The following is a 15,936-nucleotide window of genomic DNA, read 5'->3' as shown; positions in this document are numbered from 1 at the left end:
AGATTGCGGATATTTTCCTTTGCGCATGTGAAGTTTTCAGAGGAAAACTCCGCAATGACGTCCTAAGAGGGGATATTTTACTACTTACTTACATCGAATTCAGTTTTTTTTAAACAGAGAGTGGAGGTGTATTCATTGGACGGGGAAAACTCAATGCGCAAAACTCAAAGGGCGTTAATCCTCTTCACGAGTAAAGAAATCCCGTTTCATATAAAGTTGAAACTCCAGCGGGCTGCTTTCTTTGAACTCATCTACTTCCAGGTCTTCATAGATATCCTCATCAAACTGCATGTCCGTTTTTTCAATCTTTCCGTCCGGATGAACAATCAGCTCAGTGCCTGAATAATCTATAGGATTGACAGAAACCAATACCTGATAATCGTCAAACACCCGTTTGAAGTACTTGTAAACTATAGCGTCTTTTTTCCCCATCGGGTCATTGTTAATTGTTTCAATATAAAATTAATTACTACACCACTGCCAATGCCTATGAGTGCACCGGCCAGAATATCGCCAGGAAAATGCACCCCTAAATACACACGGGAGTAAGCCACCAAAGCGGCCCAGGGAAATAGCCAGCCAATGTAACGCACCGAATCTTTAAGTAGAAGCCAGCAGAACATAGCTACTGCAAAGGAGTTGCTTGCATGGCTGGAAGCAAAGCCATATCGGCCTCCACAACCTTTTAATAAATGAACCTGCCCTTCCAGCTCCGGGTCGTAGCAAGGTCTTAAACGTTCCACCCAAGGTTTAAGTAGGCCGGAGGCAGTCTGGTCGCTCAGAAGAATGAGCAAGCCAATGCCGAGCAACACTGCCCAGGCCGGTGCCTTACTATATCTTATGAGTGAATACAACAGAAAAGCATAGAGGGGGATCCATACGTATTTATTGCTAATCCATGGCATTAACCAATCAAATAGTGCATTATGGGTTCCGTTTAAAACACGAAACAAGTCTTTGTCCAGTGCCTCGAGGTATGAAATTAAGCCAGCCAATCGATTCCTTTTTTAAGCATGGTCAATGTTTGGGCTTCGGCCGATCCTTCTTTGGGTTGATGATCATATTCCCAGCCCGCCATGGGAGGTAAGCTCATTAGTATAGATTCTGTTCTTCCGTCTGTTTCTAAGCCAAACTTTGTACCTCTGTCCAGCACTAGATTAAACTCAACATAACGGCCTCTGCGAAGCATTTGCCAACTCTTTTCTTTTGGGCCAAAGGGCTTCACGCTGTTCTTAGCCATAAAATGAGTGTAAATCGATGGGAAAGCAAGAGCCACATCCTTCACAAAGTTGAAAATATCCTGCTTGTTTTTGCCGTTATCGGCCGACAGATGATCGAAGAATATTCCGCCAATTCCCCGGGTTTCCTTCCTGTGTTTTATATAGAAGTAATCATCAGCCCACTGCTTAAACTCTTGGTAGTAATGCGGATCATGTTTGTCGCAAACGGCCTTTAACTTAGAGTGAAACCATCGGGCATCTTCCATGTCTACATAATGAGGGGTAAGGTCTATGCCTCCTCCAAACCAATAGGTTTCATTAGACATTTCAAAGTACCTGATGTTCATATGAATAATAGGTACCCAAGGGTTTTCAGGGTGAAGAACAATAGAAACACCAGTGGCAAAGAAATGACCTTCTGAGAGACCAAATGAGTTCAATATTTTTTCCGGAGTTGGCCCAAAAACCTCAGAAAAATTAACGCCACCTTTTTCTATGATATTTCCTTTACGCACTATCCGACTGCGTCCGCCACCGCCACCCGGACGCTGCCATTTGTCCTCTTCAAAAATGGCCTTTCCATCAGCATTTTCCAGCGACTTGCAAATATGGTCCTGTATATTTCTAAAAACGGCTGCAATGTCTTCTTTAGTCAACTCCGGCATGGCGCAAAATTAGCTTTTTAGTGCGAAGATTAAATACTGACCAAACAATTAGACGGATACAACCTTTTATTCTATACAGAGTGCAATCAAAAAGCTAATGATCGTTAGGTTTTTCGGCAATCGATTGAATTATTGACTAACTTTGACGAGTAGATCAGGATAAAACCTCATGGATTTGACCAAAGAGATTAAGAAGACAGCGAAGACAACGACAGCGAATCAAATTCCTAAAAATATTCTAGAAAAGGCCTATCGGCTTATGCAAACAGCCTATAATATGGCTGTTCTGTACGATGAGAATCGGGCAGTTTGTAGTAAGTATGTGCATAGCACTTCTCGGGGTCATGAAGCCATTCAATTGGCAGCAGCCTTTCAATTGAAAGCATACGATTTTGCTGCCCCTTACTATAGAGACGAGTCCATTTTGTTGGGAATAGGCATGCAACCACACGAGTTGATGCTCCAGCTTTTGGGAAAGAAAGACGATCCCTTTTCCGGTGGAAGAACATATTACGGACACCCTTCCCTTAAGCGAGAAGGCTTCCCTACCATACCGCATCAGAGTTCAGCTACGGGCATGCAGGCCATACCAGCCACAGGCATGGCTCACGGTTTGCATTATCTGGAAGAGCAAGGCCTTCTGAAGGGCAATAACAAGCCTGTGGTGTTGTGCTCACTTGGCGATGGTTCTGTAACCGAAGGGGAGGTTTCCGAAGCCATGCAAATGGCAGTACTGCACAAATTACCTATTGTATACCTTATTCAAGACAATGATTGGGGGATAAGCGCTACGGGCAGCGAAATGCGGGCCATGGATGCTTTTGAGTTTGCTGCCGGATTTAAAGGTATGGAGCGCATGCGTATAGACGGATCTGATTTTGTGAACTCCTACGAAGGCATGCAGCAGGCTTTTCAATATGTAAGAGAAAAAAGAGCCCCAATATTGGTTCATGCTAAAACCCCGTTGCTTGGACACCATACATCAGGTGTGCGAAAAGAGTGGTACAGAGGAGATCATGACCTGGATATACATCAGAAGAGTGATCCAATTCCTAAGTTGAGAAAAAGCCTCAAGGCTGCGGGTTACAAAGAAACTGATCTAGTGAAGTTGGAAGACGAGGCAAGAGCCTTTGTTCAGTCAGAATACGCCCGAGCACTTAATGCCGATGATCCTGATCCGGCTACTGTTTTAGACCATGAATTTGCACCCACTCCAATTACCGAAGAAAAAGGCCAAAGAAAACCGAGAGGAGCTGAGAAGGTGGTGATGGTTGATGCGGCTTTGCATGCAGTTGATGATATTTTGAAAAACCATCCCGAGGCACTTTTCTATGGTCAGGATGTGGGCGGAACTCTGGGAGGTGTTTTTCGCGAAGCGGCTACGCTTGCCCAGAAATATGGAGACTCAAGGGTGTTTAATACCCCTATTCAGGAAGCATACATTGTAGGTTCCACAGCCGGAATGTCGGCAGTGGGCGCCAAGCCCATAGTGGAGATTCAATTTGCCGATTATATATGGCCGGGGATTAACCAGTTAGTAGAAGAACTATCCAAAAGCTGCTATCTCAGTAAGGGGCAGTTTCCCATACAGTCGCTCATAAGAGTGCCAATTGGGGCCTATGGTGGAGGTGGGCCGTACCACTCTGGAAGTGTTGAGTCTACTTTGCTCAACATAAGAGGAATAAAGGTAGTTTATCCGTCCAATGCAGCCGACATGAAAGGTCTGATAAAAGCGGCTTTCCACGATCCTAACCCGGTGGTTATGCTCGAGCACAAAGGCTTGTATTGGTCTAAAGTTCCCGGTACTGAATTGGCAAAGACTTTCGAGCCGGATTCCGAGTATATTATTCCTTTGGGTAAGGCCCGTATAGATCAGGAAGCTTCTGAAGAAGCTGTTGAAAATGGAGAGTCTTGTGTGGTAATAACCTATGGCATGGGCGTATATTGGGCCAAGGCGGCCAGCAAGCGCTTTGATGGACGCGTGGAAATACTGGATCTAAGAACCCTAAATCCAATTGACTGGGAAGCGATAAAGGTTGCGGTTAAACGACACAACAAGGCCATGGTACTTACCGAAGAGCCTTTGTTGAATTCATTTGCCGAGTCTTTGGCCGGTCGAATATCTCAACACTGCTTCCAGGAACTTGACGCTCCGGTTATGGCCTATGGTGCCGAAAATCTGCCGGCTATTGCACTCAATGTAGACTTGGAGAAGGCCATGCTGCCAACTCCGGAAAAGGTAGAGGCACAGCTGGAAAAGTTGTTGAACTATTAATCTAAAAGGTTGCAGGAAGTTGCTAAGGCAGGGTTTTTAACCTGCCAAGAGCTTTTTTATTGCTGAGCCTGACTGAGGCATTGTGCTTAGAACGGATAACCCACCGCAATATTCCAAACTGTTTGTCCCTGTCTGGAACGAGAGAATGGCATTTGCCAACGCAGACCCTCCGGAAAACGAGGGTCTTTTATTTTGTGGCCGGCATCGAACCTGAAAACCAGGAAATTAAAGTCGAACCGCAAACCCAGCCCTGCTCCAATAGCAATCTCTTTGTAAAAATCGGAAAAGCTGAAGGCACCACCGGTCGAAAGACGCTGTACCTGCGAAGGGTCGTCACTGGCAAACTCCTGAAAACGCCATACGTTGCCCGCATCGATAAAGAAAGCCCAATCGATAAAACTGGTGATATTGCCCCTGTATTCCAGGCTAAGCTCTAGCAAAATCTCACCCGGCTGCTCAAACCGATAGCTTTCTCTGCCCGTTCGTAACGGAACCAATTGGCCATCAATTATTTCGTTATTGCCATCTTCATCGAGTTTATAAGGGTGGGCCGAACCCGGTCCCAGTCGTCTTGGAAACCAGGCCCTGTTGCTGTTGCTACCTCCGGTAAAGAAGTAGCGTTCGTAAGGTAAGGCCTTCTCCTCGCCATAAGGCAGGGCGTAGCCCACGTTTACACGCCAATGCAGCGATTTGTCTTCTCCCAGCGGAATATACTTTCGGTAGTCCAATTGAGCTTTGCCAAACTTAAAGTAGGTCAAAGAGTCGCTTTCCAATAGGCCGGTACCGATCAGGTTGTAAATGGTGCCTCCCGCTTCCAAAAACACACGTAAATAGTCCGATGGTTTTTCTGTATTGCCATAGTTGTTATTAAAAATGGCGTTGAAGTTTGTGGCAGAAACAAATGATTTATTAAAGGCCTGAGCCAGTGTATTTCCTTGTAGTTCAAGATCGTCCAGTTGCTTTTGAAATGCCGAATCAATTCTGGATGTGTTTACAAGGTTAATTTCCGATACGTTTAAACGATAGGAAATATTACCTTTCTCGTTTTGCCATGAATAACCGTATGAGCCATTAAGGTTTTGCCTGGAATACTCCGGTCTGTTAATAAACGAATATCCCAAAACCAGAGAACTTTTGGCATTGAACGATCTGCGGCTAAGCTCACGCGAATTGAAAGGGGTTACGAACCGGGGGAATGTAAGGCTCACATTGGCTCCGTATTGAAGGTTAGAAATACTGAATGTTCCTTCCTGTTCGGTAGCAGAAGAAACACCATCAGAGCCAATAAAACCATTGAACTGAAGGATTTCTGCACCTCCAAAAGTATTTCTGTTTCTCAAAGAGAGGTTGTAGAAAGGGCCAAAAGTTCCTTCCGTTACATTCACACCAAGTTCTTGGGTAAGCTGATAGCGTTGCAGTGGTGCGGTGTATATGTTGGCTACAAACTTATCTTGAACCAGTGTAGTGTCAAAGTTCACATTGGCGAATCGGAAAATGTCCATGTTCAAAAGTTGGCGTTGGGTGTTCACCACATCAGAATATCGGTAGAGTTGGTTAGGTTCTAGCTTAAGACGGGTGTCCAATACCTTTGGAGAAAAGTATATGTCTGAGAAGTTGTATTTAATACCCAGATAGTTCATTGCATCTAAGATTTCCTCATTTCCACTGGTGTTGAACACTATGGAGTCAATCTTAAATTGTTTGTGAAAATCTCTGTTGGCAGGCTTGTTTATAATGGTGGTTATCCATAGGTCTTCAGACTTGGGTGCGTATTCGACCACAAACTCTATAAATCGCTTATTAAACTCAAAATACCCATTGTTTCGGAGCAACAGGTCCAATCGGTCTTGTTCTTTTTCCATGTTGGCCCGGTCATAATACTCGCCCACCTTTAAGTGCGAATTGGCCTTTGCCTCGGTGATAATTCGGGTAATGGTTGTGTCGCCAGTACGAAGCATTAGGCTATCTATGAAGCTGCGTTTTCCTTCTTTTATGCGAAAGGTTTGGGTTATTTTGCGGCCTTTTTCTTTGGTTTCTATGGTCACTGCAGACTTCCTGAAACCCTTACTCATGAGGTAGTTTCTAATACGAACAGCCGACTGTTCAATTAATGCGCTGTCGTATACGGCCAAAGGAGATCCGGTGCGCATGCGCCCATTGCCAAGCCGCAACTCCTTGTTGTAGCGGTCTACCTTTCTGTTTTTCTTGGCTTCAAGCTTTTTGGTAGATTTGCCATTGGCTTGCCGTTCTTCGATTCGGGCATCAATTTCTTCTATGAACTCTTCTTTTTCGCGAGCCACTTTGGCGGAGTCGAAGGCCCTTTCACCGGTTTCATAAATATAGGCACCAATAGGGCCAATAATGGGGAAACGAGTATTAGGCTCAAGCAAAATCTGATCGGCTATATCATTTTTATTTGCTTTTTTTACACCGGCAATCTCCTGGTTATAGAGTAATTTTTCACCTTGTTCAAGGTATTTTACTCCCGTACAAGAGGCCAGTAAAACCGAAATGATTAATACGTAGAATAGTCTTTTTCCTCGCTTCACGAACAACATCAATATGCTCTCTAAACGCCAATCAAAGTACTTTAAATCTCTGCAATTAAAAAAATATAGACAGGCCGAAGGTAAGTTTTTGGTAGAAGGGGCAAAAGGAGTGGAGGAAGTGCTCAAATCCGATTGGGAAGTGGAAGCGCTTTTGGCTACTTCGGGGTACCTGAAAACGTTAGATAAGGAGTTATTTCGGAAAAAATTTGATGTGTTTGAAGTAAAGGAGAACGACTTGTTGCAGGTGGGTACCTTTAAGTCGAATAGTACCGGACTGGCTGTGGTTAAAATGCCGGAACAATCGCTCAATGCCAATTGGAAAGAGGAAATGGTGCTGGCTCTGGATCAGATTAACGACCCGGGTAACCTGGGAACAATTGTTCGCATTGCAGATTGGTATGGAATAAAGCAAATTGTTTGCAGTCGGGATACTACCGATGTATTTAGCCCCAAAGTAATTAATGCTACCATGGGGTCTTTTACTCGCGTAAAGGTGCATTATACCGATTTGAGAAGCTTTTTATCTGAGTGTGAAAGACATGTTTACGGAGCTCTGTTAGACGGTCAATCCATTTACCAAACGAAACTTCAACACGGAGTTATCCTAATGGGGAGCGAGTCGCATGGTATATCGGAAGAATTGAGGCCACTGGTAACTCACTCCATAAAAATACCGGGTCGGGGAGGAGCTGAGTCGCTCAATGTGGCAGTAGCCACTGCCGTGGTGTTGGATAATTTTGCCCGAAATATTTAAGCTTCATTACTCGCTTCGGCCATCATTTGCTCAGCTGTATCTTTGCCCAAATATTTATCTATGATGTAATGGGCAATGTAGAGGATGGGGGTAAGGCCTACGGCAATTATAAATTTATAGATGTAGTTGGTTACTCCCACGGCCAAAACCTGAGTGATACTCCACGGACCTAAGAAATAAAAGGCTACAAAGAGTACCACAAAACTATCGATGAGCTGCGAAACAAGAGTAGAGCCTGTTGCTCTGAGCCATATTTTTTTCTTTCCTGTAATTTTCCGCAGCTTATGAAAAACAAACACATCTACAAACTGACCCACTACAAAGGCTACCAACGAAGCAAAAATAATGTTTAAGCCTTGTGAGAGAACTTTTTCAAATGCGTAGTTAATATCAAAAGGCTCTCCTTTTTCATTTACAGCATTTACTTCGAGCCAAAAATCGGCCGGAACAAGCTTCATGGCCAGAAAAATAACGAGAAAAGCGTAGGCAATAAGCCCTACTGTAATGAATGTGATTCTTCTAACACCTTTCTTTCCAAAGTATTCATTAATGATATCGGTAGTTATAAATACCACTGGCCAAAGCACAACACCGGCCGTTAGGTTAAACTGCAGCAGGAAGTCTCCGAAGAGGGGAGTATTGAGAGGTTCAAATCCAAGGGTCTTTTCAAACGAAAAAATTTTACCTCCAATCAATTCTGCAATCAGCGCATTGGTAATGAAAATACCGCTGAGAATAATGAAAAGGCTATTTTTCTTATCGGAGAGAATGGATTTGGCCATACTAGCTGTCTAATATAAACTCTTCTCCTTCAATAGCCAGGTACGATTCTGCAAAAACCTCCCGTGCTTCAGCCTCAAGTGGTTCCAGTTCTTTGTATCGGGCCGAAAAATGGCCTAACAGTAATTTCCCTACGTTAGCTTTTTGGGCAATAGTGGCAGCTTCTTTGGCCGTGCTATGGTAGGTAGAAGTGGCTCTGTCTAAATGCTCTTCTAAAAAAGTAGCTTCATGATAGAGCATATCTGCCCCTTCAATTATGGGTATAATGGACTCATCATATTTGGTGTCACTACAGTAGGCATATCGAAACGACTGACGAGGCGGGAGCGTCATGTCTTTATTTTTATACAGAAGCGTACCGTCTTCAGCATAAATATCTTCTCCTTTTTTAAGGCGAATGATGTTTCTTACGCTCATGTCATCGGGGAGCATTTCTCTCCGGATTCTCCTGTTCTTTGTTTTTTCTTCGAACAGAAAGCCGCTGCACGGAATGCGGTGATTGAGCGGAATGGAGTGTACGCAAATGAGTTCATCTTCATGGATTACCTGACTGCGGCTGGCATCTACTTCAATAAACTTGAGATCATAATTGAAGATGGTTTCAGAGTAGCGGAGTTGCAGGGTAATTATTTCGGCCAAGCCCCTGGGGCCATAGAGGTTCAATGGTTTGTTTCTTCCCATAAGGTGCATGGTTGAAAGCAAGCCCATAAGCCCCAGGTAATGGTCGCCATGTAAGTGCGATATAAAGATATTGTTGATGCGCTGAGCCCTCAGCTTGTAACGTTTGAGTTGTAGCTGAGTGCCTTCACCGCAATCCACCAGGTAATACTTGCCTTCTACATTAACCAACTGCGAGGTGTGGTTTCGCCTGTGCGCAGGCGTGGCAGAACTAGAGCCTAATATTTTTACCCTGATGCTCAAACCTAAGTTTTATTCTTCTTCCTCGCTTGGGCTATTTGCCAAAATAAGGTCTTTGGCAGCTTCGTCAGTGGCCAAAACTGTCAAAACATTTTTTAGCTGTGAGATGGTTAAAAGTTTATCTACAAAAGAAGTGACTTCGCTAAGAATAAATGCTCCGCCATTTTCGGTATAGGCTCTGTTGCCGGTGAGCAGGGCGCTTAGTCCGGAAGAATCGGCATACTTGGTTTCAGAAAGGTTAAGTATTAGGTTTTTAACTCCTTGAGCCTGAAGGGATACTAGTTCCGATTTTAGTTCAGGAGAAAGAGTAGAGTCTAGTTTCTCTTCCTGAAGTTTGAATACGGTAAACAGCTCTTTTTTGTCTATTGAAAACTTCATAGGTTATGCTTTGCTAAATAATTTTTAATGTTTTTTTCAATGCGTTCTACAACGTTTGTTCCAGTTTGCTTTTGGAAGGTTTCACCTGTCACTTTTTCATACAATTCAATGTATCTGTCAGAGATAGACTGTACCACCTCGTTGGTCATGGTAGGAATTTCCTGCCCTTCCTTACCCTGAAATCCATTTTCTATGAGCCACTGTCTCACAAACTCTTTCGACAGCTGCTTTTGTTTTTCTCCTGATGCCTGCCGGCTCTCATAGCCCTCTTTGTAGAAGTATCTGGATGAGTCAGGTGTATGAATCTCATCGATCAGGTAAATTTCATTGTTGAATTTACCAAATTCGTACTTGGTGTCAACCAATATGAGCCCTTGTTTGGCGGCTATTTCAGTGCCTCTTTCAAACAGTGCTCGGGTATATTTTTCCAATTGAACATATTCTGCTTCGGCCACTATGCCCTGTCTGAGAATTTCTTCCCTTGAAATATCTTCGTCATGGCCTTCTTTAGCCTTGGTGGTAGGGGTAATGATAGGGGTGGGAAGTTTATCATTTTCTTTGAGCCCTTCGGGCAGACTTACTCCGCAAAGAGTTCTTTTTCCTTCACGGTACTCCCGCCAGGCATGGCCTGCCAGATAGCCTCTAATGACCATTTCTACCGCATAGGGTTGGCATTTTAGACCTATGCTCACATTGGGGTCGGGCGAATCGGTAATCCAATTGGGAACCACATCTTTAGTAGCTTCCAGAAATTTCTGGGCTATTTGGTTCAGTACTTGCCCCTTGTAAGGAATGGGTCTTGGTAGTATTACGTCAAAAGCAGAAATGCGGTCGGTGGCCACCATGGCCAACTTGTCTTTGAAAAAGTAGATGTCTCTTACTTTACCGCTATAAAATCCTGTTTGATTGGGGAACTGGAAATTAGTTTCCTTAACACCTTCGATCATCGGGTAAAAATAGTCAAAATTCGTTTGCTGATAGCTGGCGAATTAATTTTCTGTTGTGCTCATTAACTGGCCTCGGGAATAGGTTTCTGTTTTGAGTAGTTTTTGCTCTTTGTTGTAATAGGTCCAGGTACCTTGTTTCACATCGTAGAGGTGGTTTCCCTTTACTTTTACTTCGCCCGATTCAAAATATTCGTAGTATCTGCCCGATTTCTGGCCATTGAGATAGTTGGTTTCCGTATGCTTCTTACCACTGGCGTAATAGGAAGTTTCTACTCCTGTATTGCGTCCATATATGTATGGGACAGATTTTACGAGCTGCCCTTGTTCATTGTAGAACTTAACCAGTCCGTTTATATGGCCTGACTCGTGTGGGGTTTCAGTTTCTACCTGACCATTTTCATAGTAGGTCTTCCAGGTTTTGGCCTTTTTTCCATCTACATATACTTGTTCGGTTTTTAATTGGCCAGACTTATAGTATTCTCGTAGCACCCCATCTTTGGTAATGCGGGTGTAGTTTTCTACCCACATTTTCTCACCGGTTTCGTAGTAGGTTGTGTTAATTCCTGTTTTTGCTCCTTTCTGAAAGTGCTGTACTTCTTTGGGAGCACCACTTTCATAGTAGGTTTTTCTCACCCCATCATTTATTCCGTCTATGTAGGAGCCTTCTTCCAGCAACTGCCCGTTGGGGCTGTACTTCTTATAGGCTCCGTTTTTGTAACCGTTTACATAGTTGTAAACGCCTTCTTTCTCTCCGTTGGAGTAAAAGGTTTCGTAGGTGCCGTTAATTACGCCATTGCTGTAGGTGAAAACAGAAGAGGGTTTCCCATTGGCGTAGTAGGTTTTGGCCGGTCCGTTTTGCTTCCCGTTCAGGTAGGTGAATTCTTGCTTTATGTTGCCATTGTGAAAATACTCAATAGCAGGCCCATTGGGAATTCCGTTGGTAAAGGTGGTTTCTCCTTTAAGTTTACCATCATCGTAGAAGGTTTTAACCTTTCCATTCAAAACGCCATCTATGTAACTGCCCTTTTGAATAGGTGCTCCGTTTTTTGCGTAGACCTCAAAAGGGCCTGTTTTCTTACCATTCTTATAGGTGGTTTTAGAGAGCGTCTTGCCATCTTCATAATATTCTATGAAGAGCCCCTGAGGTTTTCCTTCAACAAACTCACCCTTCATGGCAATTTCTCCCTCTTCATAGTATCGGGTGTATGAACCGTGAATTTTGGTGGTGTCTCCATCAAGAATAGTGTAAACCTCTTTTACATTTTTAAACTCGGGAGGGTAGAATTTCTTTATAGTATCTTGACCATAGACGTACTGAACCGCGAGAAAAGCAATGATGTTGAAGATTGATCTTTTCATAAAAAAAAGCCTTACGTAAAATTACGTAAGGCTCAGATATTTAGTATAGTCATCCTACATTTTCTCGATAACAATGGCCGAAGCTCCGCCACCACCATTGCAAATACCGGCTACCCCAATTTTGCCATCGTTTTGTTCCAATACATGGCAAAGGGTGGTTACAATACGGTTTCCTGAGGCTCCCAGCGGGTGGCCGAGTGCCACGGCTCCACCATTTACGTTCACCTTGGCACTGTCTAGTTCCAGAGTTTTGTTGTTAGCAATAGCTACTACTGAAAACGCCTCATTAATTTCATAGAAATCTACCTCTTCTTTAGATACTCCGGCTAGTTTCATGGCCTTAGGTATGGCCAACGCAGGGGCTGTGGTAAACCAAAGCGGATCTTGCGCTGCATCGGCAAAACCACGGATTTTGGCCAGTGGTTTTACTCCCAATTCTTCGGCTTTTTCTTTGCTCATGAGCACCATGGCCGAGGCTCCATCGTTTATCGTAGAGGCATTGGCGGCAGTAACTGTGCCTTCTTTGGAGAATACCGGGCGGAGAGCCGGTATTTTATCGAAGAATACATTTCTGAATTCTTCATCTTCGTCCATAATCACAGGATCGCCTTTTCTTTGCGGAATTTCTACGGGGATAATCTCACTTTTGAATTTGCCTTGCTCTGTAGCCGCGGCAGCTCTTTTGTACGAATTAATGGCATATTCATCCTGTTCTTCGCGAGAAATGTTCATTTCTCTGGCGGTGTTGTCAGCACAGTTGCCCATGGGGAATCCGTTGTATACTTCCCATAAACCATCTTTTAAGAGTCCGTCTACCAACTCTCCATTACCATACTTGTATCCGTAGCGAGCCTTGGGTATGTAATAGGGTATGTTAGACATGCTTTCCATACCACCGGCTACTATTACCTCTTGTTGGCCGAGCATAATGGACTGTGCCGCGAGCATAACCGACTTCATTCCCGAAGCACAGACTTTATTGATGGTAGTGCAGGGTACTTCGTGGCCGATGCCGGCACCAAGGGCTGCCTGACGAGCCGGAGCCTGTCCTAAGCCGGCCGAAACTACGTTGCCCATAAAGACTTCCTGAACTTGCGATGCAGCCACACCTGCTTTTTCCAAAGCACCTTTAATAGCTATAGAGCCTAGCTGAGTAGCCGAAAAACCGGCTAGTTTGCCTCCAAAACTACCAATTGGTGTACGTGCTGCAGAAACAATATATACTTCCTTCATATCTAAATTATAGTTTTCCTAACGAGTGTTAGCAAAGATAAGAAATAGGCTCAAGATTGAAAGGAGAATGAAAAGGAGATGTCGGGTATAGGATTTAGTTAAGAAGTACTCATTTCCCACAAACCTTTAAAATTGAGAAGCTTTGTGGTTGAACTACCGGCCGGTCGTCAATCAACTTACCAGTCTGGTTTGTCAGAGTCTTTCTTCTGGGTGGCCTTTCTCTTCTTTTGTTGCACATACTGGATCTCATTGTTTTTCATGGCCTCCAGTATCATTTGAGCCTTTTCTAGCGGAATGTTCATTTCCTTCAGCTTCTCCATGAGCTTTTGCATAGGGTCATCTTTTTGCTCACCCTCTTTTTGCTCTTGCTGTTGTTTATCGTTTTTTTGCTGCTCCTGCTCTTGCTGCTCTTTGTTCTGATCGTTCTTTTGCTCCTGATCTTGTTTTTGTTGCTGATCTTTTTGGTCTTTCTGATCCTTGTTCTGTTGATCTTGCTTTTGCTCTTGTTGCTGATCTTTCTTTTGGTCTTGCTGTTGCTGCTCTTGTTGTTGTCTTAGCAGTTTTTTCAGCAGCTCATAATTGTATCGGGCTTGTTCGTTAGAAGGGTTTTTGAGCAAGGCATTCTTAAAATTGCTGAGGGCAGAGTTCATAAAAGACTCTTTTTCATCGGGCGATTGCTCACTCATTTTGTAGGCAATTATACCCAGCTGATTGTGGGCCGAAGAAGCAAGAACTGGCTCTGCTGCACCGGCAACGGTTTTGTAATTCTTATCGGCAATATCAAAATAGCGAAGGTCTCCGCTAATGGCGCTTAACTGAGCACTGTCTTGTACCTGGGTTTTGCCGCTGCTTATGTCGCTCAATAAGCCCATGTTGTCTCCCCCATATGACAGTAAATAGGCTGCATGGGCTAGGTTTAAACGGGCCTTATAGTCTTCTACTTCTAAACTATCGAGCAGAGATACATAGGCCGTAACAGCTTCGGCATACCGGCCTGTTTCGTAGGCTTCTTTGGCCGTACGCTTAAGCTTGTTCGATCGGGCAATTTTATTTACCGGATCTGTAACCCCTCCCAGTATAATCAATAAGCTGATAATGTATTTCATATCCTTAATGTCTTTCTTCTAATGAGCGCGTCCAGAGCCAAAAGCACCAGCGCACCCAGCACGAAATAATAAAACTTATTGGCCGAGGCATCGATCATTCGGGCATCGCGCAATTCGCCCTCTACTTCGTTTATAGCCCTAATGAGTCGAGCTACATCGTTTTGATTTTCATTGATTTCGAAGTATTTGCCACCGGTGTCAACGGCCAGTTTTCTTAACGATTTGGAGTTGAGCTTTGTTACTACCTCCTGCCCATTTCTGTCTCGTTTAAAACCATTGGCCTGCCTTATTTTAGAACCTGTTTCTGTTCCCACACCAAGAGCAAACAACTGAATGCCACTTTTTACAATCTCTTTGGCAGCCTCATCAGTTTCATCGCCAAAATCTTCTCCATCGCTAATCAATAAAACAATCTTTGCCTTTTGTTGGGTAATGGGCGATTCAGAATCTTCGAGCTTGTCTAAGGCCATTCGTAGTGGAGCTCCAAAATCGGTTCCTGCGTTGGGCACCAGGCTGGTGTTGAGAGTGCTGATGAATAAACTAAGCGCACTCTGGTCGTAGGTAAGAGGACATTGTACAAAGGCTTCGGAGCTAAAAATAATCAGGCCAATGCGGTCAGAACTAAAGGCGTCTACAATGTTTTTAAGTTCAAATTTAATTTTCTCCAGTCGGGTAGGTTGAATGTCGAAGGCGTTCATAGATTGCGATAGGTCTACCGCTATATATATATCCTTACCCTCCGACTTCACCTCTTTAGTGGTTTCTCCAAAAGAAGGGCCCAGCAAGGCTATAATAAGCAAGGCCATGGCCATGCTACGGAGCAAAATCTTGAAAACGAGCGGTCGAAAGGAGGTTTGTAGCCTCCTGGCCACCATGAACATTCGAATAATATATGCGGAGTAGGCAATTATGAATATGCCTATAAATACCCACTCTGTTGTTCCAATACTTTTAAACCAGGTCATATTTCAGAAAGCCAAATATATAGAAGTATACCTTTATATATAAGCCACTCATCAAGTGTGGTCATTTAGTGGGTGTTAAAGATTGTTAAGGCTTACTAAATCGACAACTAGGTGTTACACCTATTTTTTAAATCTAAGGAAATATACCTACTAAAAGGCTTTGGGGAGGCTCTACATTTGAAACATAAGTAAAGCATTATGAAAACGCTCAAAACCTTTTTCGCCTTCTTTGTTTCGCTACCCTTATTGTATTTGCCGGTAGAGCTGGCACTGGGTGAAAAATCGGCTGATGCGAATGCGCTAACTAGTGAGCAGGTGGCCTTCGACTCCCATAGCTTCTCGGCAGGAGAGTGGATGACCAGCAATTTGGCACTGGTTAATGAGCAGGCGAAAGTTTCTAAAGAGCACTTTACTTATGAAGAACTTGAAACCGTAAAGCCCGAAGGTTGGGAACTTCCCACAATGGAGCAGGCTGTTAGTTTACTAAAAAGCATGGGATTCAACCAGAGTTCAGGATATATTCCTTCTGACTATTATAAGGTCAACTGGCAGTATTCAGGCTATGTAGACCCAATTTTGGGCAAAGTAAATGAAGGCGAGAAGCTTCTGTTGTGGGTTAAAGACAATGGTCAGCACAACTACATTTCCATTAGCAAAGACAATTTAGAATTCACCCCTGGAAAAACTCTGGCACACGCCAGACTTTCGGCCAGGCTGGTAAGAAATTAGCATATACATTTAGTGTTTTGGTTAAAAGGGGCTTCTCAGATGGAGAAGCCTTCTTTGT

The 15,936-nt window shown here is 43.7% G+C and carries 15 protein-coding genes; 3 read left to right on the top strand and 12 right to left on the bottom strand.

The window, feature by feature from the left end; all coding sequences use genetic code 11:
• Window positions 1-174 precede the first annotated feature (174 nt).
• Genes B3763_RS14555 through hemF form a run of 3 tightly spaced genes read right to left on the bottom strand, consistent with a single transcriptional unit; the run spans window position 175 to window position 1,885 of the window.
• Window positions 175-432, bottom strand: coding sequence for a hypothetical protein (locus B3763_RS14555; RefSeq protein ID WP_189630696.1), 258 nt, complete (start codon window positions 430-432; stop codon window positions 175-177).
• A complete protein-coding gene (locus B3763_RS14550) occupies window positions 411-995 on the bottom strand; it encodes a phosphatase PAP2 family protein (RefSeq protein WP_286747475.1) in 585 nt (194 codons plus the stop codon). Before B3763_RS14550 ends, B3763_RS14555 begins: the two co-directional genes overlap by 22 nt.
• Window positions 983-1,885, bottom strand: a complete 903-nt coding sequence (gene hemF, locus B3763_RS14545) for an oxygen-dependent coproporphyrinogen oxidase (protein WP_286747474.1) — start codon at window positions 1,883-1,885, stop codon at window positions 983-985. The genes B3763_RS14550 and hemF overlap by 13 nt, the downstream gene beginning before the upstream one ends.
• 169 nt (window positions 1,886-2,054) lie before the next feature.
• Between hemF and B3763_RS14540 the strand changes: the two genes are divergently transcribed.
• Window positions 2,055-4,160, top strand: coding sequence for an alpha-ketoacid dehydrogenase subunit alpha/beta (locus B3763_RS14540; RefSeq protein WP_286747473.1), 2,106 nt, complete (start codon window positions 2,055-2,057; stop codon window positions 4,158-4,160).
• Window positions 4,161-4,246: 86 nt separating this feature from the next.
• Here the strand turns inward: B3763_RS14540 and B3763_RS14535 are convergent, their stop codons facing one another.
• A complete protein-coding gene (locus B3763_RS14535; protein WP_286747472.1) occupies window positions 4,247-6,718 on the bottom strand; it encodes a BamA/TamA family outer membrane protein in 2,472 nt (823 codons plus the stop codon).
• A gap of 4 nt (window positions 6,719-6,722) precedes the next feature.
• Here B3763_RS14535 and B3763_RS14530 point away from each other — a divergent pair, with 4 nt between their 5' ends.
• A complete protein-coding gene (locus tag B3763_RS14530) occupies window positions 6,723-7,463 on the top strand; it encodes a TrmH family RNA methyltransferase (RefSeq protein WP_286747471.1) in 741 nt (246 codons plus the stop codon).
• Here the strand turns inward: B3763_RS14530 and B3763_RS14525 are convergent.
• The 8 genes from B3763_RS14525 to B3763_RS14490 form a co-directional block, all read right to left on the bottom strand.
• The gene (locus B3763_RS14525) at window positions 7,460-8,245 is read right to left on the bottom strand and encodes a queuosine precursor transporter (RefSeq protein ID WP_286747470.1); all 786 of its coding nucleotides are present in this window, start codon (window positions 8,243-8,245) and stop codon (window positions 7,460-7,462) included. The two genes, B3763_RS14530 and B3763_RS14525, sit on opposite strands and share 4 nt — an antisense overlap.
• Before the next feature lies 1 nt (window position 8,246).
• Entirely contained in the window at window positions 8,247-9,164 is a 918-nt protein-coding gene (locus B3763_RS14520; RefSeq protein WP_286747468.1) for a ribonuclease Z, read from the bottom strand.
• A 9-nt stretch (window positions 9,165-9,173) separates the two neighbouring features.
• Window positions 9,174-9,539 (bottom strand): STAS domain-containing protein, encoded by a 366-nt coding sequence (locus tag B3763_RS14515; RefSeq protein WP_189630703.1) that lies wholly within the window; start codon window positions 9,537-9,539, stop codon window positions 9,174-9,176.
• Entirely contained in the window at window positions 9,536-10,486 is a 951-nt protein-coding gene (locus B3763_RS14510) for a phosphoribosylaminoimidazolesuccinocarboxamide synthase (protein ID WP_189630704.1), read from the bottom strand. The genes B3763_RS14515 and B3763_RS14510 overlap by 4 nt, the downstream gene beginning before the upstream one ends.
• Window positions 10,487-10,528: 42 nt before the next feature.
• Window positions 10,529-11,845, bottom strand: coding sequence for a toxin-antitoxin system YwqK family antitoxin (locus tag B3763_RS14505; protein WP_286747467.1), 1,317 nt, complete (start codon window positions 11,843-11,845; stop codon window positions 10,529-10,531).
• 54 nt (window positions 11,846-11,899) lie between these two features.
• Entirely contained in the window at window positions 11,900-13,078 is a 1,179-nt protein-coding gene (locus tag B3763_RS14500; RefSeq protein ID WP_189630706.1) for an acetyl-CoA C-acyltransferase, read from the bottom strand.
• Window positions 13,079-13,254: 176 nt separating this feature from the next.
• On the bottom strand, window positions 13,255-14,184 hold the full coding sequence (locus B3763_RS14495; protein ID WP_286747466.1) for a hypothetical protein: 930 nt from the start codon (window positions 14,182-14,184) through the stop codon (window positions 13,255-13,257).
• The gene (locus B3763_RS14490) at window positions 14,181-15,149 is read right to left on the bottom strand and encodes a vWA domain-containing protein (protein ID WP_189630708.1); all 969 of its coding nucleotides are present in this window, start codon (window positions 15,147-15,149) and stop codon (window positions 14,181-14,183) included. Before B3763_RS14490 ends, B3763_RS14495 begins: the two co-directional genes overlap by 4 nt.
• Before the next feature lie 198 nt (window positions 15,150-15,347).
• On the opposite strand from B3763_RS14490, the gene B3763_RS14485 reads away from it, so the two are divergent.
• Window positions 15,348-15,878 carry a hypothetical protein gene (locus B3763_RS14485; RefSeq protein WP_189630709.1) on the top strand — a complete coding sequence of 177 codons (531 nt, stop codon included), beginning with the start codon at window positions 15,348-15,350 and terminating at the stop codon, window positions 15,876-15,878.
• Window positions 15,879-15,936: the final 58 nt, after the last annotated feature.

The sequence above is a fragment of the Roseivirga sp. UBA1976 genome (assembly GCF_002336325.1).
In the GTDB taxonomy this organism is placed as follows: domain Bacteria; phylum Bacteroidota; class Bacteroidia; order Cytophagales; family Cyclobacteriaceae; genus Roseivirga; species Roseivirga thermotolerans.
The sequence above is the reverse complement of the archived record's forward strand: the minus strand, read 5'-3'. Positions and strand labels throughout refer to the sequence as shown.